At 66.3% G+C, this 26,667-nt stretch carries 25 protein-coding genes; 11 read left to right on the plus strand and 14 right to left on the minus strand.

The window, feature by feature from the left end; genetic code table 11:
- The first annotated feature begins 2 nt into the window (after positions 1–2).
- From FFS62_RS21345 to FFS62_RS21360, 4 genes are all read left to right on the plus strand, one after another.
- The gene (locus tag FFS62_RS21345; protein ID WP_137974878.1) at positions 3–764 is read left to right on the plus strand and encodes a class I SAM-dependent methyltransferase; all 762 of its coding nucleotides are present in this window, start codon (positions 3–5) and stop codon (positions 762–764) included.
- Positions 765–790: 26 nt separating this feature from the next.
- The gene (locus FFS62_RS21350) at positions 791–1,063 is read left to right on the plus strand and encodes a TfoX/Sxy family protein (RefSeq protein ID WP_137974879.1); all 273 of its coding nucleotides are present in this window, start codon (positions 791–793) and stop codon (positions 1,061–1,063) included.
- Between the two features lie 106 nt (positions 1,064–1,169).
- A complete protein-coding gene (locus tag FFS62_RS21355) occupies positions 1,170–1,970 on the plus strand; it encodes a cyclic nucleotide-binding domain-containing protein (protein WP_137974880.1) in 801 nt (266 codons plus the stop codon).
- A gap of 298 nt (positions 1,971–2,268) precedes the next feature.
- On the plus strand, positions 2,269–3,021 hold the full coding sequence (locus FFS62_RS21360) for a phytanoyl-CoA dioxygenase family protein (protein WP_137974881.1): 753 nt from the start codon (positions 2,269–2,271) through the stop codon (positions 3,019–3,021).
- A gap of 5 nt (positions 3,022–3,026) precedes the next feature.
- Here FFS62_RS21360 and FFS62_RS21365 read toward each other — a convergent pair whose 3' ends face one another.
- Together FFS62_RS21365 and FFS62_RS21370 are read right to left on the minus strand one after the other, a co-directional pair.
- Positions 3,027–4,034 carry a DUF481 domain-containing protein gene (locus tag FFS62_RS21365; RefSeq protein WP_137974882.1) on the minus strand — a complete coding sequence of 336 codons (1,008 nt, stop codon included), beginning with the start codon at positions 4,032–4,034 and terminating at the stop codon, positions 3,027–3,029.
- A gap of 107 nt (positions 4,035–4,141) precedes the next feature.
- Positions 4,142–5,137, minus strand: a complete 996-nt coding sequence (locus tag FFS62_RS21370) for a DUF481 domain-containing protein (protein WP_137974883.1) — start codon at positions 5,135–5,137, stop codon at positions 4,142–4,144.
- Here FFS62_RS21370 and FFS62_RS21375 point away from each other — a divergent pair.
- Both FFS62_RS21375 and FFS62_RS21380 read left to right on the plus strand, forming a co-directional pair.
- Positions 5,136–5,528 (plus strand): MGMT family protein, encoded by a 393-nt coding sequence (locus tag FFS62_RS21375; protein WP_137974884.1) that lies wholly within the window; start codon positions 5,136–5,138, stop codon positions 5,526–5,528. The two genes, FFS62_RS21370 and FFS62_RS21375, sit on opposite strands and share 2 nt — an antisense overlap.
- Before the next feature lie 38 nt (positions 5,529–5,566).
- The gene (locus FFS62_RS21380) at positions 5,567–7,177 is read left to right on the plus strand and encodes an AmpG family muropeptide MFS transporter (protein ID WP_137974885.1); all 1,611 of its coding nucleotides are present in this window, start codon (positions 5,567–5,569) and stop codon (positions 7,175–7,177) included.
- Here the strand turns inward: FFS62_RS21380 and FFS62_RS21385 are convergent, their stop codons facing one another.
- Positions 7,178–8,014 carry a mechanosensitive ion channel family protein gene (locus FFS62_RS21385; protein WP_137974886.1) on the minus strand — a complete coding sequence of 279 codons (837 nt, stop codon included), beginning with the start codon at positions 8,012–8,014 and terminating at the stop codon, positions 7,178–7,180.
- A 107-nt stretch (positions 8,015–8,121) separates the two neighbouring features.
- On the minus strand, positions 8,122–8,601 hold the full coding sequence (locus tag FFS62_RS21390) for a YajQ family cyclic di-GMP-binding protein (protein WP_137974887.1): 480 nt from the start codon (positions 8,599–8,601) through the stop codon (positions 8,122–8,124).
- Positions 8,602–8,749: 148 nt separating this feature from the next.
- Between FFS62_RS21390 and FFS62_RS21395 the strand changes: the two genes are divergently transcribed.
- Genes FFS62_RS21395 through FFS62_RS21410 form a run of 4 tightly spaced genes read left to right on the plus strand, consistent with a single transcriptional unit; the run spans position 8,750 to position 13,273 of the window.
- Positions 8,750–9,715, plus strand: a complete 966-nt coding sequence (locus tag FFS62_RS21395; RefSeq protein ID WP_137974888.1) for a response regulator — start codon at positions 8,750–8,752, stop codon at positions 9,713–9,715.
- Positions 9,712–10,623, plus strand: a complete 912-nt coding sequence (locus tag FFS62_RS21400) for a putative 2-dehydropantoate 2-reductase (RefSeq protein ID WP_137974889.1) — start codon at positions 9,712–9,714, stop codon at positions 10,621–10,623. Before FFS62_RS21395 ends, FFS62_RS21400 begins: the two co-directional genes overlap by 4 nt.
- A gap of 44 nt (positions 10,624–10,667) precedes the next feature.
- Entirely contained in the window at positions 10,668–12,689 is a 2,022-nt protein-coding gene (locus tag FFS62_RS21405) for an ATP-binding protein (RefSeq protein WP_371920169.1), read from the plus strand.
- Positions 12,689–13,273 carry a cob(I)yrinic acid a,c-diamide adenosyltransferase gene (locus FFS62_RS21410; protein ID WP_137974891.1) on the plus strand — a complete coding sequence of 195 codons (585 nt, stop codon included), beginning with the start codon at positions 12,689–12,691 and terminating at the stop codon, positions 13,271–13,273. Before FFS62_RS21405 ends, FFS62_RS21410 begins: the two co-directional genes overlap by 1 nt.
- Before the next feature lie 31 nt (positions 13,274–13,304).
- Here FFS62_RS21410 and FFS62_RS21415 read toward each other — a convergent pair whose 3' ends face one another.
- From FFS62_RS21415 to secA, 4 genes are all read right to left on the minus strand, one after another.
- A complete protein-coding gene (locus FFS62_RS21415) occupies positions 13,305–14,246 on the minus strand; it encodes a Nudix family hydrolase (RefSeq protein WP_137974892.1) in 942 nt (313 codons plus the stop codon).
- On the minus strand, positions 14,243–14,875 hold the full coding sequence (locus FFS62_RS21420; RefSeq protein WP_137974893.1) for a glutathione S-transferase family protein: 633 nt from the start codon (positions 14,873–14,875) through the stop codon (positions 14,243–14,245). Before FFS62_RS21420 ends, FFS62_RS21415 begins: the two co-directional genes overlap by 4 nt.
- 179 nt (positions 14,876–15,054) lie before the next feature.
- Positions 15,055–16,287, minus strand: coding sequence for a bifunctional glutamate N-acetyltransferase/amino-acid acetyltransferase ArgJ (argJ, locus tag FFS62_RS21425; RefSeq protein ID WP_137974894.1), 1,233 nt, complete (start codon positions 16,285–16,287; stop codon positions 15,055–15,057).
- Positions 16,288–16,388: 101 nt separating this feature from the next.
- Positions 16,389–19,121 (minus strand): preprotein translocase subunit SecA, encoded by a 2,733-nt coding sequence (gene secA / locus FFS62_RS21430; RefSeq protein WP_137974895.1) that lies wholly within the window; start codon positions 19,119–19,121, stop codon positions 16,389–16,391.
- 246 nt (positions 19,122–19,367) lie between these two features.
- Between secA and FFS62_RS21435 the strand changes: the two genes are divergently transcribed.
- On the plus strand, positions 19,368–19,820 hold the full coding sequence (locus tag FFS62_RS21435; RefSeq protein ID WP_137974896.1) for a DUF721 domain-containing protein: 453 nt from the start codon (positions 19,368–19,370) through the stop codon (positions 19,818–19,820).
- An 82-nt stretch (positions 19,821–19,902) separates the two neighbouring features.
- On the opposite strand, the gene lpxC is transcribed toward FFS62_RS21435, so the two are convergent.
- The 6 genes from lpxC to murC form a co-directional block, all read right to left on the minus strand.
- On the minus strand, positions 19,903–20,814 hold the full coding sequence (lpxC, locus tag FFS62_RS21440; protein ID WP_137974897.1) for a UDP-3-O-acyl-N-acetylglucosamine deacetylase: 912 nt from the start codon (positions 20,812–20,814) through the stop codon (positions 19,903–19,905).
- A gap of 106 nt (positions 20,815–20,920) precedes the next feature.
- On the minus strand, positions 20,921–22,120 hold the full coding sequence (gene ftsZ / locus FFS62_RS21445) for a cell division protein FtsZ (RefSeq protein ID WP_137974898.1): 1,200 nt from the start codon (positions 22,118–22,120) through the stop codon (positions 20,921–20,923).
- A 51-nt stretch (positions 22,121–22,171) separates the two neighbouring features.
- Positions 22,172–23,416, minus strand: a complete 1,245-nt coding sequence (ftsA, locus tag FFS62_RS21450; protein WP_137974899.1) for a cell division protein FtsA — start codon at positions 23,414–23,416, stop codon at positions 22,172–22,174.
- A 22-nt stretch (positions 23,417–23,438) separates the two neighbouring features.
- Entirely contained in the window at positions 23,439–24,311 is an 873-nt protein-coding gene (locus FFS62_RS21455; RefSeq protein ID WP_137974900.1) for a cell division protein FtsQ/DivIB, read from the minus strand.
- A gap of 3 nt (positions 24,312–24,314) precedes the next feature.
- Entirely contained in the window at positions 24,315–25,256 is a 942-nt protein-coding gene (locus FFS62_RS21460) for a D-alanine--D-alanine ligase (protein ID WP_137974901.1), read from the minus strand.
- Positions 25,253–26,659: a UDP-N-acetylmuramate--L-alanine ligase gene (gene murC / locus FFS62_RS21465; protein WP_218569309.1), complete on the minus strand. Its 1,407-nt coding sequence runs from the start codon at positions 26,657–26,659 to the stop codon at positions 25,253–25,255. Before murC ends, FFS62_RS21460 begins: the two co-directional genes overlap by 4 nt.
- Positions 26,660–26,667 lie beyond the last annotated feature (8 nt).

Consider the following 26,667-nt stretch of genomic DNA (forward strand, 5'->3'; position numbering starts at 1 on the left):
CCATGAGCGAGATCACCCGCCTGTTCGGCAATCGTGCCGACGCCTATGCCAGCTTCCGCCCGCAATACCCCGACAGCCTGTTTACCTGGCTGGCCGCCAACAGCCCCGGCCAGGAACGCGCGCTGGACATCGCCTGCGGCAACGGCCAGGCCAGCCGCCCGCTGCTGCAACACTTCGACCAGGTGCTGGCCTGCGACGGCAGCCCCGAGCAACTGCGCGCCGCCCCCGACCTGCAAGGCGTCGACTGCTTCGCCGCGGACGCCAGCGCCCAGCCGCTGGCCGATGCCAGCCTCGACCTGATCGTGGTGGCCCAGGCCCTGCACTGGTTCGCCACGCCGGCGTTCTTCGCCGAGACCCGCCGCCTGCTCAGGCCGGACGGGCTGTTCTGCGCCTGGTGCTATAGCCTGCTGCGCATCGACGCTGCGCTGGACACGATGCTCGACGACTTCTACTGGAACACCCTGGGCGGTTACTGGCCCAGCGGTCGCGCCAGCGTCGATGCCGGCTACCGCGATATCCAGCCGCCGTTTGCGCGCATCCAGGTGCCGGCCTTCGCCATCGAGCTGGAGTGGGACCTGCAGCAGCTGATGGGCTACCTCGGCACCTGGTCCGCCGTGCAGAAGCTGGAGCAGGCCAGCGGCCGCGATCCCCTGCCGGAGCTGCTGCCCAGGCTGCGCCAGGCCTGGGGCGACGGGCAGCAAAAGCGTTTTGTGCGTTGGCCGCTACACTTTCTCGCAGGCCTCCCGACCCGGCCTCATTCGTGACTGCGCAAGAGAGGCAAGGAGGCGCCATGAACGATGAACTGCAACACCTGAAGAACCTGGGCAAGACCTCGGCACAGTGGCTGCACGCGGTAGGCATTCACAGCGCCAACGACCTGCGCCGCCTGGGCGCGGTGGACGCCTACCGGGCGGTGCGCGCCCGCGGCTTCCGCGCCTCCAAGGTCCTGCTCTATGCGATCGAAGGCGCCTTGCTCGACGTCCACTGGAACGATCTGCCCCCCGGGCTCAAGGCCAGACTCAACGGCCAGCTGGACGAACCTGGGGCAAGCAACAAGAGCTAGCTCACAACCTCCGAGCGGCGGGATTTACCTGTACCACGTCGCCACCTATTGTTGCGGACACCCGCGTGCCTTATCGTCAGCGCAGCCAGTTCAAGGAATTACCTTTATGTACCTACTCGGGGAGCAACCGGCCTACGCCGACCAGCTGATCCAACGCCTGCAGAGCATTCCCACGCAGTTGCTCGACGGGCTGCAGCCCAGCGGTGCCTCCCTGCGTCTGGAACAGGTCGATGACCTGGCGAAGATCCTGCCCGGCAACCAGCTGTACATCATCGAGAACGGCCTGCTGCACGCCCAGGTCGATGAGCGCCCGCTGTTCTATCTGCAGGAAGGCGACCTGGTCGGCCTGCGCCAGGGCATCGACCTGCCCAGCTGCCGTTACAGCAGCGAAGAGCAGCTGAGCCTGGTGCCCTATGCGCGCAACGAGGTGTTCAAGCACATCTACGGCAGCGAGCAGCGCCAGGAGCTGTTCATCCAGTACCTGATCGGCCACACCGCCCTGCTCTCCGACGCCCTGGCTCGCCTCAAGCAGCCGGAAATCCGCCCGGCCACCGGTTTCCAACACTTCGCCGCCGGCGAAGAGCTGATCCACCAGGGTGATGACGCCGACCACGTGTTCGTGATCATCGAGGGCCACGCCGAGGCCCATGTCGATGGGCAGAAGGTCGGCGACGTGCAGAAGGACGAGATCTTCGGCGCCATGGCCGTGTTCACCCGCGAGAAGCGCAGCGCCACGGTGATCGCCAGCGAGCCCTGCACCGTGATGGTGATCCCCAAGGACCAGTTCCTCAGCCTGATGCAGAGCAACCCGCGCATCGCCCACAGCCTGATCGAGAGCATGGCACGGCGCATCGACCTGCTGAACAAGGAAGTCACCCAGCTGCGTACCCAGCTGCAGCCCACCTGAGTCCAGCACTGACGCGCCAGACCCCGGCCCAGGCCGGGGTTTGTTTTTCCGGGCTTTTGCCAACCAGTCGAAAATAATTCTCATCCGAGTGTTGACTGCAAAATGAGAATTGTTATTATTACCGCAACTGGTCGCGAGATCAGCCGATAAGCTCAAGAGACCACGCAGTCGGACTCTTCAGATTATCTCCTCATCAGGCTAATCACGGTTATTGACCCGGCACTTTGCCGGGTCTTTTTTTGCCTGCGATTCGCGCGCGTGCCAGCATGGAGAGGACTTCCGCCAGCGGAACACACTCATGGACCGGGCCACCGCGCACCACCTGCAGTCGCTGCACCAGCAGGGCTTCGCGCTGCTGCGCGGCGTGCTGGATAGCCGCCAGCTCGCCGAGCTGCGTGCCGCCACCGACGCATTGCAGCCGCAGCACTGGGACTACACCGGCCTGGTCGATCACTACAAGTGCGTGTTCAACCGCGACCCGCTGTGGCTGCCCTATCTGGACCTGCCGGGCGTGATCGAACTGGCGGAGGCGGCGCTCGGTGCCGACTGTCATGTGATCGGCCAGACCGCCTGGCGCTGCCATCCCGGCTTCATCGGCGCCGGGCTGCATCTCGACTACCTGGCGATGCAGCTGCCGAGCAGCCTGCTGAACGATCCGACCTTCGAGCTACCGATGCAGATCTGCACGGCGCAGCTGTACCTGAGCGATATCGACGAGGACCTGTGCCCGACCCTGGTGATTCCCGGCAGCCACCGCGCCGGTCGGCCGCCGACAGAGGGCGAGCAGGATTGGCGCGGCCACGGACCGCAACCGGTGCTGTGTCGCGCCGGCGACGTGCTGTTCCTGCGCAGCGAGCTGTGGCACGCCGGCAGCCGAAACCGCACATCCGAGCGCAGCCGCTACCTGCTGCAGGTGCATTACGGCCGACGCATGGTGACGCAGAAGTTCTCGCCCTATCTGCAGTGGCGCTTCAATCCGCAGGTGTTGGCCGCCTGTACGCCGCGCCAGCTCAGGCTGCTGGGCGACCACGCAGAGGCGGAGTACGACTGAGCGGCTTACCAGCCCACGCCCAAGCCGATCATGTAGCGGCGCTCGTTGGTGTCGCCATGCTCGCTGGCGACCTTGTCCCACTCGGCCTTGAGGCTCAGCGCCGCCCAGCTGTTGAGCTTGTAGCGCACGCCGGCCTCGGTATCGATGACGTAGTCGATCTCGTCGGTGAAGGGCGCGCCCAGTTCGCCCTGGGTGTACAGCTCGAGATTCTTGCCGTGCAGGTAGCGCTTGTAGTCCCACTCCATGGCGGCGGAGTTGAAGTGCTCGCTGCTGCCATCGGCGAACACGTAGTCGTTGCGGTTGAGCAGACCGGCGATGGAGAAGGCGCCCAGTTCGTTGTCCCAGAACTGGTAACCGGGGCCGGTACCGATGGTGCGCTGGGTCTCCAGGTCCTCGATGCGGTCGTGGCTGTACTTCAGCTGGCCCTGCCAGAAGAACTTCTGGGTGAGGAAGCGATCGAGGTCGTACTCCAGCTCAACGCGGTCGGTCTTGCGCTCGTCGTCCTTGGTCTCGTGGTCGTACTCGGCGGCGATACCATGCCGCCAGGCGCCGTGGCGCGCCTTGGTATCGAGGTCGATGTCATAGTCCTTGATGTCGTTCTCGGCCTGCTTGTAGTCGGCGGAGAAGTCCAGCGTGCCATCCCAGGTCAGGTCCTGCACCAGCGGCTTGGGCGGCAGCATCTGGCTGATCGACGCCAGTTCCACCACGCGCGGCGCCGTGCCGTTGACCAGCTCGACCTGGCCCTGCCCGGCCGGCTTGAGCGACTTGGCATGTTCGCCGACGAAATCGTTCTGCTTCACCAGCAGCGCGCGGTCGCTTTCCAGGGTGGCGATCTTCTTCACATCCAGGGTGATGCTGCCGGCGTATTCGGTCTGCAACAGCAGCTTGCCGCTATCGAACAGCCGGATGGTACCGGTGAGTTTGTCGCCGTTCTTCAGCCAGACGGTGTCGGCGAGCAGCGAGGTGGGAACGGCGGCGAGCGCCAGGCAGAGCAGGGAGCGGGACGGCTTCATGGGCATCGACAACAGGCTGGTCCTGGAAAAAGGCGCGCATTATCCGGATGCACACCGCGTGAGCAAGCACAGACCGAAGAATGACAGCCTAAGTTCAGCCGATTCGCTTACCAACCGACCCCGAGACCGATCAGGTAATGCCGGTCGGACACCGTGGTGCCCAGCCCGCGCAGCTGGTTCAGCTCGTACAGCAGCGACAGCCGCGCCCAGTCGTTGAGGCGATAGCGCAGCCCCGCCTCGCCATCGAACACATAGTCGATCTCGTCGATCTGCGGCACCTGCAACTCGGCCGTGCTGTAGAACTCCAGACGCGAGCCCCACAGCAGGCGCTTGTAGTCCCATTCCATGGACCAGGTGTCGAACGACAGATCGCCATAGGGCGAGTCCAGGCGCACCCGATTGACCTGACCGACCAGGTCGAGACGGCCCAGCTCGTTGTCCCAGAAGCGATAACCCGGCCCGGTGCCGAGGATGCGCTGGCGGGTGATACCTTCGAACTGGTCCTCCTGCTGCTCGTAGCCGCTGCGCCAGAACCAGTGATCGGTGAAGAAGCGGTCGAGGTCGTACTCCAACTCCCAGTTGTCCTCGGTCTTCTCACCGTTCTCCGTCTCGTTCTCCAGCTCACCGCGCAACACGTGGCGCCAGCGCCCGTGCTCCACGCGGGTGTCGCCCTTGAGCTTCCACTCGTCGGTGCGGTCCTCGTTGCGCTCCATGTCCAGCTTGGCATCCAGGTTGCCCTCCCAGACCCGGTCCTTGAGCAGCGGACGCGGCGGCACCAACCGAGTGATGCTGGCCAGCGCCACCGTTTCGCTACGGCCATTGACCACCTGTACCTTGCCCTTGTCGGCCGCCTTGAGCTGGTGCCCGATCTCGCTGTCCAGACCCTCGCGGCGCAGCATCAGGGGTTTGTCCGAGGCCAGGGTGTCGATATCCTTCCAGTCGATCAGCACGCGGCCGGCATACTTGGTCTTCAGCGCCAGCTTGCCGCCATCGAGCAACAGGATCTCGCCACTCAGGCGGTCGCCGTTGTTCAGCCACACGGTATCCGCGGCGACAGGCCAAGCCAGGCTCAGCAACAGACAGGACAGCAGGACGCGCGACATGGCCAGACCACCGAAGAAGGAACGAGGCGACAAGGCAGAACATGCCCCAGCCCTGGAGCCCACGGCAAGTGCCGAAGGACGCCGTGCGGCGCTGTATCTGGTGATGGCGCAGATTCCCGAGGGCAAGGTGATCAGCTATGGCGAACTGGCCGCCCTGGCCGGCCTCGGCCGCGCCGCGCGCTGGGTCGGCCGTACCCTCAGCCAGTTGCCCGGGGACACCCGCCTGCCCTGGCATCGCGTGCTCGGCGCCGGCGGCCGTCTCAGCCTGGCGGCCGGCACGCCTTCCGGCGAGGAACAGCGCGCACGCCTGCGCGCCGAGGGCCTGACCATCCGCAACGATCGCGTCGACATGCGCCGCCACGGCTGGCGCCCGATGGAGGCGAACGGTTAGAGTGCGCCCTTTGCCCGAGCCCTCGTCCGAACACGCCCATGCCCCGTAGAACCTGGCGCGCCGCCCTCGCCACCTATGCCCATCCGGCCACCCTGGCCCTGCTGCTGCTGGGCTTCGCCGCCGGCCTGCCGTACATGCTGGTGTTCTCCACCCTCTCGGTGTGGCTGCGCGAGGCAGGGGTGACCCACCAGACCATCGGCTACGCCAGCCTGATCGGCCTGGCCTACGCGTTCAAGTGGGTGTGGGCACCGATGCTCGACCAGTGGCGCCTGCCGCTGCTCAGCCGCCTCGGCCGCCGCCGCTCCTGGCTGGTGTTGTCCCAGGGCCTGGTGGCCTTCGGCCTGATCGGCATGGCCCTGTGCGATCCGCAGCAGCACCTGTCCTGGCTGATCGGCGTGGCCGTGGTGGTGGCCTTCGCCTCCGCCACCCAGGATATCGCGGTGGACGCCTACCGCCTGGAGATCGTCGACGACACCCGCCAGGCCGCCCTGGCCGCCAGCTACATGGCCGGCTACCGGGTCGCCGCCCTGCTGGCCACCGCCGGCGCGCTGTACTTCGCCGGCTGGTTCGGCAACCCGGGCGCCGGCTACCAGCACGGCGCCTGGGCCAGCACCTACCTGCTGTTCGCCATGCTGATGCTGCCGGGGGTGATCACCACCCTGTGGATGCGCGAACCGCCGGTGCCGCTGCAGACGCAGATGGCGGCCGCGCGCTACGGTCTGTATCGCCAGCTGGCCTCGGTACTGGTGCTGATCGTGCTGCTGGTGTCGGTGCCGGCCATGTTCACCCAGTTCTTCCGCAGCGACATCGTCCTGCTGTTCGGCGGCGAGATCGACCTCGGCGAGCTGCTGCGCGAAGACCGCGCCACCCTGCGCTTCCTGCTCTACACCATTCTCACCGCCGTGTGCCTGTCACGCATGGGCCGTCGCGGCCTGGCGCCGGTGCTGACGCCGGTCAACGACTTCATCCTGCGCTACCGCTGGCAGGCCCTGCTGCTGCTCGGCCTGATCGCCACCTATCGCATGTCCGATACCGTGATGGGGGTGATGGCCAACGTCTTCTACATCGACATGGGCTTCGCCAAGAGCCAGATCGCCAGTGTCAGCAAGCTGTTCGGCCTGATCATGACCCTGCTCGGCGCGGCCCTCGGCGGCCTGCTGATCGTGCGCTTCGGCATCCTGCCGATCCTGCTGCTGGGCGGCGCGGCCTCGGCCGGCACCAACCTGCTGTTCGCCACGCTTTCCGGCCTCGGTGTGATAACGGACCCGACCAGCTATGGCCAGCAGACGGTCGGCCACCTGTTGCAGGTATTGGACCCGCACATGCTGATGCTGGTGCTCACCATCACCCTCGACAACCTCAGCTCGGGCCTGGCCACGGCGGCCTTCGTCGCCTACCTGTCGAGCCTGACCAACCTGAAGTTCTCCGCCACCCAGTACGCCCTGCTCAGCTCGATCATGCTGCTGCTGCCGCGCCTGGTCGGCGGCTACTCGGGCGTGATGGTGGAGAAGGCCGGCTACGCCCAGTTCTTCCTCGCCACCGCACTACTGGGCATTCCCACCCTGCTGCTGATCATCCTGCAGTGGCGCCAGCAGGGCAGCCAGCCGCTGCCCGCGCCGAGCACGCCGGCGCCACGCAGCGAACCCTGATCAGGCCGGCGTAGCGGCCTTGATGGTCCGCGCCAGCAGTCCCGGCACGGCGATATCCACGCCGACCTGGCGCAGGCGGTCGCGGATCTCCTCGTTGAATTTGAAGGTCACCGGCCAGTAGTCCGAGTTGGCCGTCCACACCCGCAGCGACAGGGTGATGGCGGTCTCGCCGAGGCCCGCGACCACCACCGCCGGCGCCGGATCCTTGAGCACCCGCGGATCCTCCGCCATCTCGCGCAGCACCTGTTGGGCCTGTTGCAGGTCGCTGTCGTAGTCGACCTTGACGTCGAACACTATCTGCCGGGTCGCCTGGCGCGAGGTGTTGACGATGGCGCCGTTGGACAGCGCGCCGTTGGGCAGGATCACCGTCCGGTTGTCACCGGTGCGTAGCACGGTGTGGAAGATCTGGATGCTGTCCACGGTACCGGACTGGCCCTGGGCCTCGATCCAGTCGCCGATGCGAAATGGGCGGAACAGCAGGATCAGCACGCCGCCGGCGAAGTTGGCCAGGCTGCCCTGCAGGGCCAGGCCGATGGCCAGGCCGGCGGCACCGATGGCGGCGATGAAGGAAGCGGTAGAGATGCCGATCATGGTCGCCACGCTGACCATCAGCAGCACCTTGAGCAGGATATTGGCCAGGCTGCCGATGAAGCCGGTCAGTGCCCGGTCCACCTTGCGCCCTTCCATCAGCAGCTGCAGGCGCCCGGTCACACGGTTGATCAGCCACCAGCCGAGCACCAGGGTGACCAGTGCCAGGGTCAGCTTGCCGCTGTACTCCAGCACCACCGGCAGCCAGGCCTGGGACAGCCGCACCAGTTCGTCGTATGAGAATTGCATCAGCGCACTCCTGTTCGGACGGCAGAAACGACACCGCCATGGCTGGCCATGGCGGTGAGGGGTGTACTGCTTGGGACGTGCGCGCGGCGCCGGAGGTTCCCGGCAGATCAGTCGCGGAAGTTGTTGTACTGCAGCGGCATGCCGAATTCCTTGGCGCGCAGGGCGGCAATCGCCTCCTGCAGGTCGTCGCGCTTCTTGCCGGTGATGCGCACCTGCTCGCCCTGGATGGCGGCCTGGACCTTGAGCTTGCTGTCCTTGATATGGGCGACGATCTTCTTCGCCAGCTCCTTGTCGATGCCTTCGCGGAAGGTCACCTCCTGCTTCATCACCTTGCCCGATGCATAGGCATCCTTGGCCTCCATGCACTGGCAGTCGATCTTGCGCTTGATCAGGCTGGCGCGCACGATATCGAGGACCTGCTCGAGCATGAACTCGGCCTCGGCGGTCAGCGTGATGGTCTTGTCCTTGCTCTCGATGCTGCACTTGCCGCGCAGATCGAAGCGGCGGTCGAGTTCCTTGACGGCGTTGTCGACCGCGTTGGTGAGTTCGTGCTTGTCCAGTTCCGACACCACGTCGAACGAAGGCATGGGCTTGCTCCTGATGGACGGCGCGATCCCCCTCACGGACTGAGCGCGCCTGACTTGACGATAAAATTGGCGCGCCCATTATAACCAGTCTGATCCACGCCGCTCAGCCAACCTGCGGCGGCCACCTTTCCTGCCAGTGAGCCCCTCAATGCCCAACCCCCATCTCAGCATCCTGGTGGTGGACGACGCCAAGTTTTCCAGCGCCATGATCGGCCGCGCCCTGAGTCAGGCCGGTTACCAGGATGTGCGCTTCGCCAACAGTGCCGCGGAAGCCCTGCGCCTGCTGGAAAAACGTCCCGCCAGCGTGCTGCTGGCCGACTGGCTGATGCCGGAGATGGACGGCCTCGAGCTGACCGGGCGGGTGCGCCAGCTGGACGAGACGGCCGAGCACTACACCTACGTCATCCTGCTCACCGGCAAGGAAGGCGAGAACGTGCTGGTGGAGGCCTTCGACCGTGGCGTCGACGACTTCATCAGCAAGGCGGCGATGAACGAACAGCTGGTGCCGCGCGTGTATGCCGCCGACCGCCTGTGCAACACCCTGCAGCGCCTGCTCAATGAAAACCGCATGCTGACCCAGAACATCTCCAGCCTGGAGCAGCGCAACCTGGTCGACTCGCTGACCGGCCTGGGCAATCCGCGCTATCTGCAGCAGAAGCTCAACGACTGCCTGCGTCAGGTCGAGTCCCGCGGTGGCGCCCTGTGCTATCTGCTGATCGGCCTGCAGGAAGGCGAAGCCCTGCGCCGTCAGTACGGCAACGGCTTCTGGAACGAAGTGCTGCACGGCGTGGCGCGGCGCCTGCAGCAACTGGTGCGTCCGCTGGACGTGCTGACCCGGGTGGATGACACCCACTTCGGCATGATCGCCATGCTCGACGACCTGCACGAATGCTCGCCGAGCAGCTTCAAGCGCCTGCACGAAGGCCTCAACCTCAAGGCGTTCAAGACCAGCGAAGGCTTCATCAGCCTCAAGGCCGGCATCTCCCTGGTCGGCCTGGATGCCAAGTCGCTGCCCGTCGAGCCGCACTACCTGTTCGCCGAGGCCAGCCGCGTCCTGCCGGAGTCCTACGCCAGCGGCCGGGTCAGCGCACTGCGCCTGCCGCTGCCACAGTGAGCTGGCACGTACTCGGTGCCGGCAGCCTGGGCGGCCTGTGGGCCGCGCGCCTGGCCCGCGCCGGGGTACCGGTAAAACTGATCCTGCGTGACCAGGCCAGCCTGACCCGCTACCGCGCCGCCGGCGGCCTGACCCTGGTGGAAGATGGCCAGGCCAACCTGCATCCCATCGCTGCGGAAACGCCGAGCCACGGCGCGCCGATCCGCCGCCTGCTGGTGGCCTGCAAGGCCTATGACGCCGAGGAGGCCACCGCCGCCCTGGCGCCGCGCCTGGCCCCGGGCGCCGAGATCATCCTGCTGCAGAACGGCCTGGGCAGCCAAGAGGCGGTAGCCACGCGCCTGCCACGAGCGCGCTGCGTGTTCGCCTCCAGCACCGAGGGCGCCTTCCGCGAGGGCGATTTCCGCGTGGTCTACGCCGGCCGCGGCCATACCTGGCTCGGCGTGCAGGGCGAGCGGCGGACTCCGGAGTGGCTGGACGACTTGGATACCGCCGATATTCCCCACCAGTGGACCCACGACATCCTCGCCAAGCTGTGGCGCAAGCTGGCGCTGAACTGCGCGATCAACCCGCTGACCGTGCTGCACGACTGCCGCAACGGCGGCCTGCGTGACTGGCCGCAGGAGGTGGCCGGGCTGTGCACCGAGCTGGCCGAGCTGCTGCGCCAGGCCGGCCAGCCAGACGCCGCCGAGGACCTGCACGCCGAGGTCCTGCGGGTGATCGACGGCACCGCGGCCAACTATTCCTCGATGTACCAGGACGTGGCCCAGGGCCGGCGCACCGAGATCGCCTACCTACTGGGCCATGCCTGCACCCAGGCCGAGCGCCTGCAACTGAAGCTGCCACACCTGGACGATCTGCTGCAGCGCCTGCGCGAGCACCTCACCGCCCGCGGATTGCCCGTGACGTGAACGAGCGTTACCCTGCCCCTCCAGCCTCAATGGAAGCCGCGCCCTTGACCCGTCTGCGCCAGCGCCTCGACAACCTGCCGGTCGGCCGCAAGCTGCTCTTCGCGCTGCTAATCCTGCTGGCCGCGGTCATGCTGGTGGCCAACCTGGCATTCATCAGCGCGGCCTACTGGATCTCCCAGGAAAGCGTCGCGCCCCAGGCCCTGCAGACCATCGGCAAACTGATCGCCACCCCCGAGCTGAGCCGGCACGCCCTGGCGACGCCCGAGGCCGCGCAGAAGCTGCTGGAGCGCCTGGAGAACTACGCCCCGCTGCGCGCCGCCGCCCTGTACAACGGCACCGGCGTGCGCCTGGCCGAGCTGCAGCTGGGCGCCGAGCTGCAGCTGCCGTCGCGCAGCGACGAACTGGAGCACTGGCGCCTGCGCGAATTCCGCTCCACCCAGGTGATTCCCCTGCCGCAAGCGGGCCAGCCGCCCGGCTACCTGCTGCTGGTGGCCTCCAGCGAGCTGCCCGGGGCCTTCTACACCGGCACCCTGACCGCCAGCCTGGCGATCCTCGCCATCAGCGTGGTGCTCTGGGCGCTGATCGCCCGCCAGGTGCGCAGGCTGATCACCCGGCCGATCCGCCGCCTGGAGGAGTTGTCGCGCCAGGTCACCCGCGAGGAGAACTACTCGCTGCGCGCCGCCCGCGGCAACCGCGACGAGATCGGCAGCCTGGCCGATGCCTTCAACACCATGCTCGGCCGCATCGAGGCCCGCGAGCAGCAGCTCAAGCGCGCCCGCGACGACGCCGAGAGCGCCTTCAGCCAGGCCCAGAGCCTGGCCGAGGAGACCCGCCACTCCAACCGCAAGCTGGAGCTGGAAGTGCAGGTGCGCAGCAAGATCGAGAAGAAGCTCACCGGCTTCCAGAACTACCTGAACAACATCATCGACTCCATGCCCTCGGCGCTGATCGCCCTCGACGACCAGCTCTACGTCACCCAGTGGAACCAGGAGGCCAGCGCCCTCTCCGGCACGCCGCTGGACGAGGCGCTGAACCAGCCGGTGTTCCTCGCCTTCCCGCCGCTCAAGCCGTTCCTTGCCCAGCTCAAGCGCACCGCCGAACAGCACAAGGTGGAGAAGATCGAGCGCGTCACCTGGCGCAAGGACGAGGATGCCCACCACTACGCCCTGACCTTCTACCCGCTGATGGGCGCTGGCGGCCGTGGCGTGGTGATCCGTATCGACGACATCACCCAGCGCCTGTCGCTGGAGGAGATGATGGTGCAGTCGGAGAAGATGCTCTCCGTGGGTGGCCTGGCCGCCGGCATGGCCCACGAGATCAACAACCCGCTGGGCGCCATCCTGCACAACGTGCAGAACATCCGCCGGCGCCTGTCGCCGGAACTGGCGAAGAACCAGGACCTGGCCGTGGAAGCGGGCATCGCCCTGGATGACGTCAACGCCTACCTGCACAGCCGCGAGATTCCCCAGTTGCTCGACGGCATCGCCCAGGCCGGCTCCCGGGCGGCCAAAATCGTCAGCCACATGCTCGCCTTCAGCCGCCGCAGCAACCGCCAGTTGGCGCCCTGCCAGCTGCCGGTGCTGATCGATCAGGCGCTGGAGATCGCCGGCAACGACTTCGACCTGACCGAGAGCTTCGACTTCCGCGGCATCGCCATCGAACGCGACTTCGACCCCAAACTGGGCCCGGTCCCCGCCACCGCCAACGAGATGGAACAGGTGCTGCTCAACCTGCTGAAGAACGCCGCCCAGGCCATCCACCTGCGCGACGATGAGGACGAGCCGGGACGCATCGTCCTGCGTACCCGCTGCAACCCGCCGTGGGCGGAGATCCAGGTGGAAGACAACGGCATCGGCATGCCCGAGCTGGTGCGCAAGCGCATCTTCGAGCCGTTCTTTACCACCAAGGAAGTTGGCCAGGGCACCGGCCTTGGCCTGTCCGTGTCCTATTTCATCGTCACCAACAACCACAAGGGGCAGCTGGAAGTGCAATCCACCCAGGGCCAGGGCACCTGCTTCACCCTGCGCCTGCCGCTGGCCGCCCCCACCGAAAGCACGAGCGTCTGATGGGCCATCGACTGAGCAAGATCTACACGAAGACCGGCGACAAGGGCGAGACCGGCCTGGCCGATGGCCGCCGCGTGGCCAAGGATCACCCGCGGGTGGAAGCCATGGGCGAGCTGGATACGCTGAACAGCCAGCTCGGCCTGCTGCTGGCGGACCTGAATGAACAGGCAACCACATGTCCCGGACTGGGCGAGATCATCGCGGTCCTGGCGCCCTGCCAGCACCGTCTGTTCGACCTCGGCGGCGAGCTGGCGATGCCGGACTACCAGGCTCTGCAGGAAAACGAGGTGGCGCGCCTGGAGGCGGCCATCGACCGCTGGAACGAGGAACTCGGCCCGCTGCAGAACTTCATCTTGCCGGGCGGCTCGCGCCTGGTGGCCCAGGCCCATGTCTGCCGCAGCCTGGCGCGCACTGCCGAACGGCGCTGCCAGCGGCTAAACGCCGATGAGCCGCTGCGCCCGGTGGGCATGGCCTACGTCAACCGACTGTCCGACCTGCTGTTCGTCGCCGCCCGGCTGATCGCCCGCCGCCAGGGCATCGACGAGGTGCTGTGGCAGGCGGCGGAGAAACCGCAGCAAGGCTGAAGGATGGCGATGCCCGGGGGCATCGCCTATTTCATTGCGGCCAGAATGCGCGGATACCGGCCACGCCCTGGGCCCCCGCCTGCCAGGCGCGCTGGCGATCCTGCGGGCCGACGCCACCGAGCAGGAAGGCCGGCAGGTTGCTGCCGCGCAGCAGCTCGGCGGCGGCATCCCAGCCCAACGGCGTGGCCTCGGGATGGGTCTGGGTGGCCTGCACCGGCGACAGGGTGACGAAGTCCACGCCCATGCGCGCGGCCAGCGCCAGCTCCTCGGCACTGTGGCAGGAAGCGGCCAGCCAGCGCTGACCGGGGAACGGCCGGCCGTTGGGCGCGTACTTGCGCAGCTGCTCGGCGGTCAGGTGCCAGCCGGCGGCGGGGAAATCCCCCAGCCACTCCAGCGGCCCCTTGAGCATCAGCTGCGCCTTGCCGGCGCACAGGCCCTGGATATCCACCGCCAGATCGCGGTACTGCGGATCGAACATGTTCGGTGCACGCAGCTGGATCAGCCTGGCGCCGGCCGCCAGGGCGGCGCGCACGCCACGCAGCAGCTCGGCCGGTTCCAGGCCCTCCGGGGTGATCAGGTAGGTGTCCGGCAGGCGCGCCGCCGAAACTATCGGCTGGTTGGCGGCGGGGAACTCGTAGTCGAGCAGCTCGCGCTCGGTGGCCCAGGCCAACGCCTGGCCCTCGGCGCCATGGGGCTCGCCGGTGAAGGCGGAGACTTCCCAGACATCCAGCAGCACCTGCTTGTCCGGGTAGTCGTGATGCACCTGGATCAGCGGGCGGGCGGCGCCGACGTGGATGCCCAGCTCCTCTTCCAGCTCGCGGGCCAGGGCCAGCTCCACCGCCTCGCCTTCCTCCACCTTGCCGCCGGGAAACTCCCACAGGCCGCCCTGGTGCTTGTCCTGCGGGCGCTTGGCGAGCAGCACTCGACCATCGGCGCCACGGATCACCGCGGCGGCCACATGAATCCGTTTCAAGCCCTGGTCTCCTGCAGCGCGGCCTGGTACCAGCGCTGGAACGCCGGCCACTGGTAGACGGTGTCGACGTAGGCGGCGGCCTCGGTCGGCAGCGCCACGCGATAGCTGCGCAGGCGCGCCGCCACCGGGGCGAAGAAGGCATCGGCGATGCTGGCGTGGCCGAACAGGAACGGACCGTCCTGACCGAAGCGCTGGCGGCAGTCCGCCCACAGCTTGCACACGCGGTCGATGTCGGTCTGGACCTCGGCGGGAATCTCGGCCAGGGCCTGGTCGCGCGCCAGGTCCATGGACATGTGGCTGCGCAGGGCCATGAAGCCGCTATGCATCTCGGCGCACACGCTGCGCGCCAGGGCACGGGCGTACTGGCCACGCGGCCACAGGTGCGCCTCGGGGAAACGCTCGGCCAGGTATTCGGCGATGGCCAGCGAATCCCACACCGGGCCGTCCTCGGTGTGCAGCACCGGCACCTTGCCGGTCGGCGCATGCGTCAACAGCTGAGTGCGGCTGTCCGGCCGGTACAGATGCACGAGGATCTCCTCGTAGGGCGCGCCGGTCAGGTCCATGGCCAGGGCCGCGCGCAGCGACCAGGAGGAATAGTTCTTGTCGCCGATCACCAGCTTGAGGGACATGTTCGCTCTCCTAGAAAGGTTGTACACGGAGCGTACGCGGCCTCGGCGGCCGCGGACAATTCCGCTTGCGCATGCCCCTATGAGTGCGGGGAATGGCAGCACATAGCCGGGGGCTGCGAGTCGCCCGCAACAACCTCACCCCTACCCCCTCTCCCAACGGGAGAGGGGAAGTTCATGGCTCAGGTGCGGTATTCGGCGTTGATCTTCACGTACTCGTGGGACAGATCGGTGGTCCAGATGGTTTCGCTGCAGGCACCACGGCCCAGCTCGATGCGGATGCCGATCTCGGCGCGGGCCATGACCGCGGCGCCCTGGTCCTCGGTGTAGGCCGCGTCGCGGCCACCCTGACTGGCGATGCGCACTTCACCCTGCAGCGCGTCGCCGAGGAACACGTCGATCTTGCTCACGTCCAGGTTCGGCACGCCGGCATAGCCGACGGCGGCGAGGATCCGGCCCCAGTTGGGATCGGAGGCGAACAGCGCGGTCTTGATCAGCGGCGAGTGGGCCACGGCGTAGGCCACGTCCAGGCACTCCTGGTGATTGCCACCGCCGTTGACTTGCACGGTGACGAACTTGGTGGCGCCCTCGCCGTCACGGACGATGGCCTGGGCCACTTCCATGAACACCTCCAGCACCGCCTGCTTGAGCTTGGCGAACAGCTCGCCGCTGGCGGAAGTGATCTCCGGCAGCGCGGCCTGGCCGGTGGCGATCAGCATGCAGCAGTCATTGGTCGAAGTGTCGCCATCAATGGTGATGCGGTTGAACGACTTGTTCGCCGCGTCGCGCACCAGGTCCTGCAGCACGCCGCGGGCGACCTTGGCGTCGGTGGCGATGTAGCCGAGCATGGTGGCCATGTTCGGGCGGATCATGCCGGCGCCCTTGCTGATGCCGGTCACGGTGACGGTCACGCCATCGTGCTGGAACTGGCGGCTGGCGCCCTTGGGCAGGGTGTCGGTGGTCATGATGCCGGTGGCGGCCTCGGCCCAGTGGTTCTCGTCGAGATCGTCCAGGGCGGCCTGCAGGGCGCCCTCGATCTTCGCCACCGGCAACGGCTCGCCGATCACCCCGGTGGAGAACGGCAGCACCGCTTCCTCGGCAACGCCGGTCAGCGCGGCCAGCGCGGCGCAGGTGCGGCGCGCGTTGGTCAGGCCGTCCGGACCGGTGCCGGCGTTGGCGTTGCCGGTGTTGGTCAGCAGGTAGCGCACATCGCCGGCCACGCGCTCACGGGTGACGAGCACCGGGGCGGCGCAGAAGGCGTTGGTGGTGGTCACACCGGCCACCCGCGAGCCTTCGGCGCAGCGCATCACCACCACGTCCTTGCGCCCCGGGCGCTTGATGCCGGCGGAGGAAATGCCGAGTTCGAAACCGGGAACCGGGTGCAGTGTGGGCAGGGGACCGAGACCAACGGCCATAGCAGCGCTCCTTACTTGGACAGTGACACAGAAATTGGAAAAACGCCGCGAGCGGCAGAGAGCCGGTCGCGGCGTTGTCTGTATAGCAGGCTAGGTGCGGTTTAGCCGACCTGGCCGTGGCAGTGCTTGTACTTCTTGCCGGAACCGCAGGGGCACGGCTCATTGCGGCCGATCTTCGGATCGCTGCGCACCGGCGTGGCAACCGCCAGCTCACCTTCAGCTTCCTCGCCCTCAGCAGCCGGCATCGCCGAGGCCTCGGCATGCTGGAACTGCATGCGCTCGGCCATGGCCTCGGCCTCGCGACGCAGGCGCGCCTCTTCCTCGACCGGGTCTTCGCGGCGCACCTGGACATGGGACAGCACGCGGATGGTGTCGCGCTTGATCGAGTCGAGCAGGTCCTGGAACAGGGTGAAGGACTCGCGCTTGTATTCCTGCTTGGGATTCTTCTGCGCATAGCCGCGCAGATGGATACCGTGACGCAGGTGGTCCATGGTGGCCAGGTGGTCCTTCCACAGGTCGTCCAGCACGCGCAGCAGCATCTGCTTCTCGAAGGTGCGCAGGGCCTCGGCGCCGGCCAGCTCTTCCTTCTCGGCGTAGGCGGCGAGCAGCTCGGCGAGGATCTTCTCGCGCAGGGTTTCCTCGTACAGTTTCTCGTCGTCGTCCAGCCATTGCTGGATCGGCAGACGCACGCCGAAGTCGCTGTACAGTGCCATTTCCAGACCGGTGATATCCCACTGCTCGGGCAGCGACTGCGGCGGAAGGTGGCTATTGATGGTGGCGGCCAGCACTTCCTCGCGGAATTCGATGATGGTCTCGCCGATGTTGTCGGCGGCCAGCAGGCTGTTGCGCATGTGGTAGATCACCTTGCGCTGCTCGTTGGCCACGTCGTCGTATTCGAGCAGCTGTTTACGCATGTCGAAGTTGCGACCTTCGACCTTGCGCTGGGCCTTCTCGATGGCGTTGGTCACCATGCTGTGCTCGATGGCCTCGCCGGCTTGCATGCCCAAGGCTTTCATGAAGTTCTTCACCCGATCGGAGGCGAAGATGCGCATCAGGCTGTCCTCCAGGGACAGGTAGAAACGGCTGGAGCCCGGGTCACCCTGGCGGCCGGCACGGCCGCGCAGCTGGTTGTCGATACGGCGGGATTCGTGGCGCTCGGAGGCGATCACGTGCAGGCCGCCGGCCTCGATCACCTGCTGGTGACGCTTCTGCCAGTCGGCCTTGATCTGCGCGACCTGCTCGTCGCTCGGCGCTTCCAGGGCGGCCACTTCGGCCTCCCAGTTGCCGCCCAGCAGAATGTCGGTACCACGGCCGGCCATGTTGGTGGCCAGGGTCACGGCGCCCGGACGACCGGCCTGGGCGATGATCTCGGCTTCCTTCTCGTGGTACTTGGCGTTGAGCACCTTGTGCTCGATGCCGGCCTGCTCGAGCAGCTTGGAGACGTACTCGGAAGTCTCGATCGAGGCGGTACCGACCAGGATCGGACGGCCCTGGGCCTGGCAATCGCGGATGTCGGTGATGATCGCCTGGTACTTCTCTTCCTGGGTCAGGTAGACCAGGTCGTTGTAGTCCTTGCGCGCCACCGGGCGGTGGGTGGGAATGACCACCACGTCGAGGCCGTAGATCTGGCGGAACTCGAAGGCCTCGGTGTCGGCGGTGCCGGTCATGCCGGAGAGCTTCTTGTACAGGCGGAAGTAGTTCTGGAAGGTGGTCGAGGCCAGGGTCTGGCTCTCGGCCTGGATGTTCACACCCTCCTTGGCCTCGATGGCCTGGTGCAGGCCCTCGGACAGGCGGCGGCCCTGCATGGTACGGCCGGTGTGCTCGTCGATCAGGATGACCTGGCCGTTCTGCACGATGTATTCGACGTTGCGGTGGAACAGCTTGTGCGCGCGCAGGCCGGCGTAGACGTGGGTGAGCAGGCCGAGGTTGTGCGCGGCGTAGAGACTCTCGTTCTCTGCCAGCAGACCGGCGGCGCTGAGCATCTCTTCGACGTACTGGTGGCCGGCCTCGTTGAGTTCGACCTGGCGGGTCTTCTCGTCGACCTTGTAGTGGCCTTCCTGAGTGACCACGCCTTCCTCTTCCTCGATGTGCTGCTTGAGGCGCGGGATCAGCTGGTTGATCTGCATGTACAGCTTGGAGCTGTCTTCGGCCTGACCGGAGATGATCAGCGGGGTACGGGCTTCGTCGATGAGGATGGAGTCGACTTCGTCGATCACGGCGAAGTTGAGTTCGCGCTGGAACTTCTCTTCCAGGGCGAAGGCCATGTTGTCGCGCAGGTAGTCGAAACCGAATTCGTTGTTGGTGCCGTAGGTGATGTCGGCGGCGTAGGCGGCGCGCTTCTCTTCCGGCGGCATGAAGGGGATCACCACGCCGACGGACAGACCGAGGAATTCGTACAGCGGACGCATCCAGTTGGCGTCGCGGCGGGCCAGGTAGTCGTTCACCGTGACCACGTGCACGCCCTTACCGGACAGCGCGTTGAGATACACCGCCAGGGTGCCCACCAGGGTCTTGCCCTCGCCGGTGCGCATCTCGGCGATCTTGCCCTCGTGCAGGGTCATGCCGCCGATCAGCTGCACGTCGAAGTGACGCATGCCCATCACCCGCTTGCCAGCCTCACGGGCCACGGCGAAAGCTTCGGGAAGAATCTGGTCGAGGCTCTCGCCCTTGGCCACACGCGCCTTGAACTCTTCGGTCTTGGCCTTGAGCTGCTCGTCGGAGAGCGCCAGCATCTGCTCTTCCAGGGCGTTGATCGCGGTCACTGTCTTGAGCATGCGTTTGACTTCACGCTCGTTCTTGCTTCCAAAGAGTTTCTTCAACAGTGGCGCAAACATATCGGCAGATTCTTCCACTCTGGGGGATGGGGGGCGGCGCAGAAGGCCAGCCCGGCAGCCAGCTCGGCTGCGTGCAAAGGGGGCATTCTACTCGGAAACGTTGGCGAGAAAAGGGTGAACTCCTGCGAGTCTGCCGGATACGCCAAGCATGCCCGCAGGCACGCCGTGCACCTTATATGGGGACGATGACCGACAGCTGCAAGGGCCTTTGCTAACATGGGCGCACCAGCCCACGAATCCGCCGCCATGAGCCTTCGCCCACCACCCGCCAAGACTGCCGACGCCCTGCTGCGCGAGCACAAGCCGCTGCGCGCGCTGTTCAGCGCCGCCCAGCGCCTGGGCAAGCTGCAGACCCTGGTGGAGGCGCAGCTGGAGCCAGCAGCGCGCGAGCACTGCCAGGTGGCCAGCTGGCACGACGGCTGCCTATTGCTGCTGACCAGCAACGGCCACTGGGCCACTCGCCTGCACTATCAGCAGCGTCGTCTGCAGCGCCTGCTGCAGGTACTGCCGGAGTTCGCCGGGCTGCAGAAGATCCAGGTCAAGGTGCGCCCGCCGAACACCCACGCCACCTATCAGACGAACAAGACCGAGCTGTCCGAGGCCGCGGCCGACAGCCTGTGCAGCGCCGCCGAAGGCATCGGCGATCCGAAGCTGCGCGCCGCCCTCGAGCGCCTGGCGCGCAACGCCAAGCGCGACTGAGCTTTCGCTGTGCCGGATAATCGCCAGAAAAAAACAGGCCACCCGAGGGTGGCCTGAATACAACAGAAGGGAGGGGTATTGCTTACACGGCCGCAACCGGGCGCATGTAGGAGATCGGCGCGGTGCTGGCATCGTCGAAGATCACCACTTCCCAAGCATCTTTCTGCTCGATCAGGGTGCGCAGCAGACGATTGTTCAGCGCGTGTCCGGACTTGAAGCCCTTGAACTCGCCGATCAGGCTGTTGCCCAGCAAGTAGAGGTCGCCGATGGCGTCGAGGATCTTGTGCTTGACGAATTCGTCCTCGTAACGGAGGCCGTCTTCGTTGAGCACGCGGAACTCATCGACCACGATGGCGTTTTCCACGCTGCCGCCGAGTGCCAGGTTCTGCGAACGCAGGAACTCGATGTCGCGCATGAACCCGAAGGTACGGGCGCGGCTCACTTCCTTGACGAAGGAAGTGCTGGAGAAGTCGACGCTGGCGGTCTGGGTGCGACCACGGAACACCGGATGATCGAAATCGATCTCGAAGCTCACCTTGAAGCCGTCGAAGGGCAGGAAGGTGGCGCGCTTGTCGCCCTCCTCCACTGTCACTTCGCGCAGCACGCGGATGAACTTCTTCGGTGCTTCCTGCTCTTCCAGGCCAGCAGACTGAATCAGGAATACAAAGGGACCGGCACTGCCGTCCATGATCGGGACTTCTGACGCCGACAGCTCGACGTAGGCGTTGTCGATACCCAGGCCTGCCATGGCCGAAAGCAAGTGCTCGACGGTGTCCACCTTGACCTCACCATTGACCAGAGTGGTCGACATGGTGGTCTCACCGACATTCTCGGCGCGGGCGGGGATTTCCACGACCGGATCCAGATCGGTGCGACGGAACACGATACCGGTATCCACCGGGGCCGGCTTGAGGGTCAGGTAAACCTTCTCCCCCGAGTGCAGGCCAACGCCGGTGGCTCGGATGATGTTCTTCAGGGTGCGTTGTCTGATCATGGTTTTGGCTGCGCTTGTTGCGAACTGTTTTCAACAATGGGCGGCGATGATAGCAGAACCGCCCTTTGCTGAACACCAATCACCGATATACTCCTGATAGATACCATCAATCAGCCTGACGACGCAGGAAGGCCGGGATGTCCAGATAGTCCAGGTCGTCCTGAGTGTTCAGCTTGGCCGCGGCGGCACTGCCGGCGAGGCTTTGGCGCTGAACGGTCGGGCGCTCGTAGTCCTTGTAGTTGACAGCCGGTTGCTCGGCAGCGCGAGGAGCGGCGCTGATGGTGGCAGCCGGAACGGCAACGGCGGCAGCCGCGATGGTGTTGTCGACCACCTTGACCGGCTTCTCGATGCGCGCGCCCAGGCCGGTAGCGACCACGGTCACGTGCAGCTCGTCGCGCATGTCAGGATCGATCACCGCGCCGACCTTGACGGTGGCGTGCTCGGAGGCGAAGGCCTCGATGATCTCGCCGACCGCGGCGTACTCGCCCAGGGACAGATCCAGACCGGCGGTGATGTTGACCAGGATACCGCGGGCGCCCTGCAGGTTGACGTCTTCCAGCAGCGGGTTGCGGATGGCGGCCTCGGTGGCCTCGCGAGCACGGTTCGGACCGCTGGCGCAGCCGGTACCCATCATGGCCATGCCCATTTCGCCCATCACGGTCTTCACGTCGGCGAAGTCGACGTTCATCAGGCCCGGACGCTGCATGATGTCGGAGATGCCGCGCACGGCGCCGGACAGCACGTCGTCAGCCTTGGCGAAGGCGGACAGCAGGCTGGCGTCCTTGCCGAGGATGGTCAGCAGCTTCTCGTTGGGGATGGTGATCAGCGAGTCGACCACGTCGGACAGGGCACGGATGCCCTCGTCGGCGACCTGCATGCGCTTGCGGCCTTCGAACGGGAACGGACGGGTCACCACGGCAACGGTGAGGATACCCATTTCCTTCGCCACTTCGGCGATGATCGGCGCCGCACCGGTACCGGTACCGCCACCCATGCCGGTGGTGATGAAGACCATGTCGGCGCCGCTCAGCACTTCGGCGATGCGCTCACGATCTTCCATGGCGGCCTGACGACCGATTTCCGGGTTGGTGCCGGCACCCAGCCCCTTGGTCACGCCCGGGCCGAGTTGCAGCACGGTGCGCGCGCCGACGTTCTTCAACGCCTGGGCATCGGTGTTGGCGCAGATGAATTCCACGCCTTCGATGTTGTTCTTGATCATGTGGTTGACGGCGTTACCGCCGCCGCCGCCCACGCCGATGACTTTGATAACTGCGCTTTGTGGAGCGTTATCTACTAGTTCGAACATTTCCCCTCTCCTTCTTTTTAGTTATCGCCTACAGCTACCGCGGGTTTCACATCAGAAATTGCCCTGGACCCAGCGTTTCAGCCGTTCCAGTACCGGTGTTTTGGGCTCATCGCCATACTGAATCCCAGGCGCGTGGAAGCCGTCGGACTGCTTCCGCAGCCCGTACATCAGCAGGCCCACGCCTGTGGAATAAATTGGATTACGCACGACGTCGGTCAGTCCCTTGACGCTGTGGGGTACGCCCAAACGCACCGGCATGTGAAAGATCTCTTCGGCCAGTTCGACGGCGCCTTCCATCTTGGCGGTGCCGCCGGTGAGGACAATCCCGGCCGGGATCATGTCCTCGTAGCCGCTGCGCCGCAGCTCGGCCTGGATGAGGGTGAAGAGCTCGTCGTAACGGGGCTCGACAACCTCGGCCAGAGCTTGACGGGACAGCTCCCGCGGTGGCCGGTCTCCCACACTGGGAACCTTGATGGTTTCCCCTGGACCCGCCAGTTTGGCTAGGGCGCAAGCATACCGAATCTTGATTTCCTCGGCATACTGGGTCGGGGTGCGTAATGCCATTGCAATATCATTGGTGACCTGATCGCCGGCGATCGGAATCACCGCCGTGTGACGTATCGCACCATCGGCGAAGATGGCGATGTCGGTGGTACCGCCACCGATGTCGACCAGGCACACACCCAGCTCCTTCTCGTCCTCGGTCAGCACCGAGTAGGCGGAAGCCAGCTGTTCCAGAATGATGTCGTCCACTTCCAGACCGCAGCGGCGCACGCACTTCTCGACGTTCTGCGCGGCGTTGGTGGCGCAGGTGACCACGTGCACCTTGGCCTCCAGGCGTACGCCGGACATGCCGAGCGGCTCGCGCACGCCCTCCTGGTTATCGATCACGTAGTCCTGCGGCAGGGTGTGCAGCACGCGCTGATCGGCCGGGATGGCTACGGCCTGGGCGGCATCGAGCACGCGCTCCAGGTCGGCCGGGCTCACTTCGCGGTCGCGGATGGCGACGATGCCGTGGCTGTTCAGGCTGCGGATATGGTTGCCGGCGATGCCGACGAAGGCCGAGTGGATGCGGCAGCCGGCCATCAGCTGCGCCTCTTCGATGGCGCGCTGGATCGACTGCACGGTGGATTCGATGTTCACCACCACGCCCTTCTTCAGGCCGCGCGACGGGCTGGTGCCGATACCGACGATATCCAGCTCGCCATCGGCCGTCACCTCGCCCACCAGCGCCACCACCTTGGAGGTGCCGATGTCCAGGCCGACGATCATCTTGCCGCTCTGCACGCTTGCCATGGTCTCTATTGTTCTCCTCGATTCACTGGACGGCGACCGTCGCTTCGGTTGCCGTCGGCGGCACCGGCTCACGCCAGGCCACGGCCAGGCCGTTGGCATAGCGCAGGTCGATACGCGCGATATTCGCTATCTGCTGCTTGAGCACCTTGTCGTGGATGCCGGCGAACCGGCGCATCTTGTCGACCAGGTGATCCCGGCCCAGGAGGATGTCCACGCCCTGGGCGGTACTGATGAACCAGCTGCCGTGCTCGCGCAGCTCCAGGCTGCTGATGGTGAAACCCATCGGCCGCAACAGCTGGCTGAGCACCTGGTATTGCTGCATCACCTGCTGCTGGGCGCGTTGCGGCCCGGACAGCATCGGCAGGTGTTCGTAATTGGCCGCCTCGCGCGGGGCGAAGGCGCGGCCCTGATTGTTGAGCAGCGCCTCGTTGCCCCAGCGGGCCACCGGCAGCTGCTCTTCCAGGGTGATAGAGACCTGGTCCGGCCACACCCGGCGCACTTCGGCGTGGGCGATCCACGGCATCTGCTCCAGCTCGGCGCGCATGCCGGCCAGGTTGATGGTGAAGAAGCTGGCCGAGACATAGGGCGCGATGCGCTCCTGCACGGCCTGCTGGCTGATGTAGCTCAGCTCGCCCTGCACGCTGACCCGGGCAATCGGCCGGTCGGCATACGGCAGCAGGCGCTGGGCACCCTCGTAGGTACCCAGGCCCAGGGCCACCAGCAACAGCGGCCAGCCCAGGCGCTTGAGGCCGCGGCCGACGCCACCGAAATCCGCCTTCGGCAGGCGCGCGGACAACGGTTCCTTGGCCACCATCCGGCTCGCGCCGCGCGCAGCGATAGGCTGACGCCGGGTGGCGCCTCCTATGGGCTGCGGGTGACGGAGGGTGGCGACCATGGTTTAGCCCCTCGCCTCTACGCTGTCGGCCAGGATCGCCAGCACCAAATGCTGGAAATCCAGACCGGCGGCGCGTGCGGCCATCGGCACCAGGCTGTGATCGGTCATGCCCGGCACGGTGTTCACTTCCAGCAGCCAGAACTTGCCGCTGGCGTCCTGCATCACGTCGGCGCGCGCCCAACCCTGGGTGCCCACGGCCTCGCAGGCACGCGCGGTCAGTTCCTTCAGCTCGGCTTCCTTGTCGGCCGACAGGCCACAGGGAATGCGGTACTGGGTGTCATTGGCCAGGTACTTGGCGTCGTAGTCGTAGAAGGTGTGCGGAGTGCCCAGGCCGATGGGCGGCAGCACCTGGCCGCGCAGCATGGCGACGGTGTACTCGGGGCCATCGATCATCTGCTCGACCAGCACCTGCGAGTCGTAGCGACTGGCATCTTTCCAGGCCGCGATCAGCGCCTCGACATCGGTGACCTTGGCCATGCCGATGCTGGAGCCCTCGTGGGCCGGCTTGACGAACAGCGGGAAGCCCAGCTCGGCAGCCGCAGCACGGCAGTCCTCTTCACTGGCCAAGGCAGCGTGGTTCGGCGTCGGCAGACCCAGGCTCAGCCACACGCGCTTGGTGCGCAGCTTATCCATGGCCAGGGCGGAAGCGAGGATGCCGCTGCCGGTGTAGGGGATGCCGGCACATTCAAGCAGACCCTGCATGGAACCGTCTTCGCCGCCACGGCCGTGCAGCACGATGAAGGCGCGGTCGATCTTCTCGGCGACCAGGCGCTGCAGGAAGTCGTCACCGACGTCGATGCCGAAGGCGTCCACACCGGCCGCCTGCAGGGCTGCCAGCACGGCAGCGCCGGACTTCAGCGACACCGCGCGCTCGGCGCTCTTGCCGCCGAACAGCACGGCGACGCGGCCGAAGGCCTTGGGATCGAGGGTGGAATGCAGGCTCATTTCAACTCACCTTGGACAGCGAACAGCGGGTGCTTGATCAGTTGTGGGGCCACGCCGCCGATATCGCCGGCGCCCTGGCACAGCAGGATGTCGCCGGCACGCAGCAGCGGCTTGATGATCGGGGCCAGTTCGGTGCCACGCTCGACGTAGATCGGGTCGAGCTGGCCGCGTTGGCGAATGCTGTGGCACAGGTGGCGGCTGTCGGCACCGGGAATCGGTTCCTCACCGGCCGGGTAGACCTCCAGCAGCAGCAGGACCTTGGCGTCGCCAAGCACCTGAACGAAGTCGTCATATAGGTCGCGAGTACGGCTGTAACGGTGCGGCTGGTAGACCATCACCAGGCGGCGCTCCGGCCAGCCACCGCGTACGGCCTTGATCACCGCAGCGACTTCGCGCGGGTGGTGACCGTAGTCGTCGACCAGCATCACGCTGCCGCCGTCCACTGGTAGTTCGCCGTACACCTGGAAGCGCCGGCCGACACCCTGGAAGCCGGACAGACCGGCGACGATGGCGGCATCGTCGATGCCCTCGTCGGTGGCGATGGCGATGGTGGCCAGGGAATTCAGCACGTTGTGGTTGCCCGGCATATTCACCGACACATCGAGCGGCTCGCGGTCGCGGCGCAGCACGGTGAAGAAGGTACGCATGCCTTCCTGGCGCACGTTGATGGCGCGCACGTCGGCGTCCTCGGCGAAGCCGTAGGTCACGGTCGGACGGGCCACCTGCGGCAGCAGCTCGCGCACCACCGGGTCGTCCACGCAGAGCACGGCCAGACCGTAGAACGGCAGGTTGTGCAGGAATTCGATGAAGGTCTTCTTCAGAACGTTGAAGTCGCCGCCATAGGTGCTCATGTGGTCGGCGTCGATGTTGGTGACCACCGAGACCATTGGCTGCAGGTGCAGGAAGCTGGCGTCGCTCTCGTCCGCCTCGGCGATCAGGTAGCGGCTACTGCCGAGCTGGGCGTTGGTGCCGGCGGCATTCAGGCGGCCGCCGATGACGAAGGTCGGGTCCAGGCCGCCGGCGGCGAACACCGAGGCCAGCAGGCTGGTGGTGGTGGTCTTGCCGTGGGTACCGGCGACGGCGATGCCGTGACGGTAGCGCATCAGCTCGGCGAGCATCTCGGCGCGCGGCACCACCGGGATGCGGCGCTCCAGGGCGGTGGCGACTTCCGGGTTGCTGGTGTTCACCGCGCTGGACACCACCAGCACGTCGGCCTGCTCGGCATTCTCGGCGCGGTGGCCGATGAAGATGATCGCGCCGAAACTCTCCAGGCGCTCGGTCACGGCCGAGGCCTTGAGGTCGGAGCCGGACACTTCGTAGCCCAGGTTGAGCAGCACCTCGGCGATGCCACACATGCCGGCGCCGCCGATGCCGACGAAGTGGATGCGGCGGATGCGGCGCATGCGGCGGA

The sequence above is a fragment of the Pseudomonas sp. F(2018) genome (assembly GCF_005508865.1).
Taxonomy (GTDB): Bacteria; Pseudomonadota; Gammaproteobacteria; order Pseudomonadales; family Pseudomonadaceae; genus Aquipseudomonas.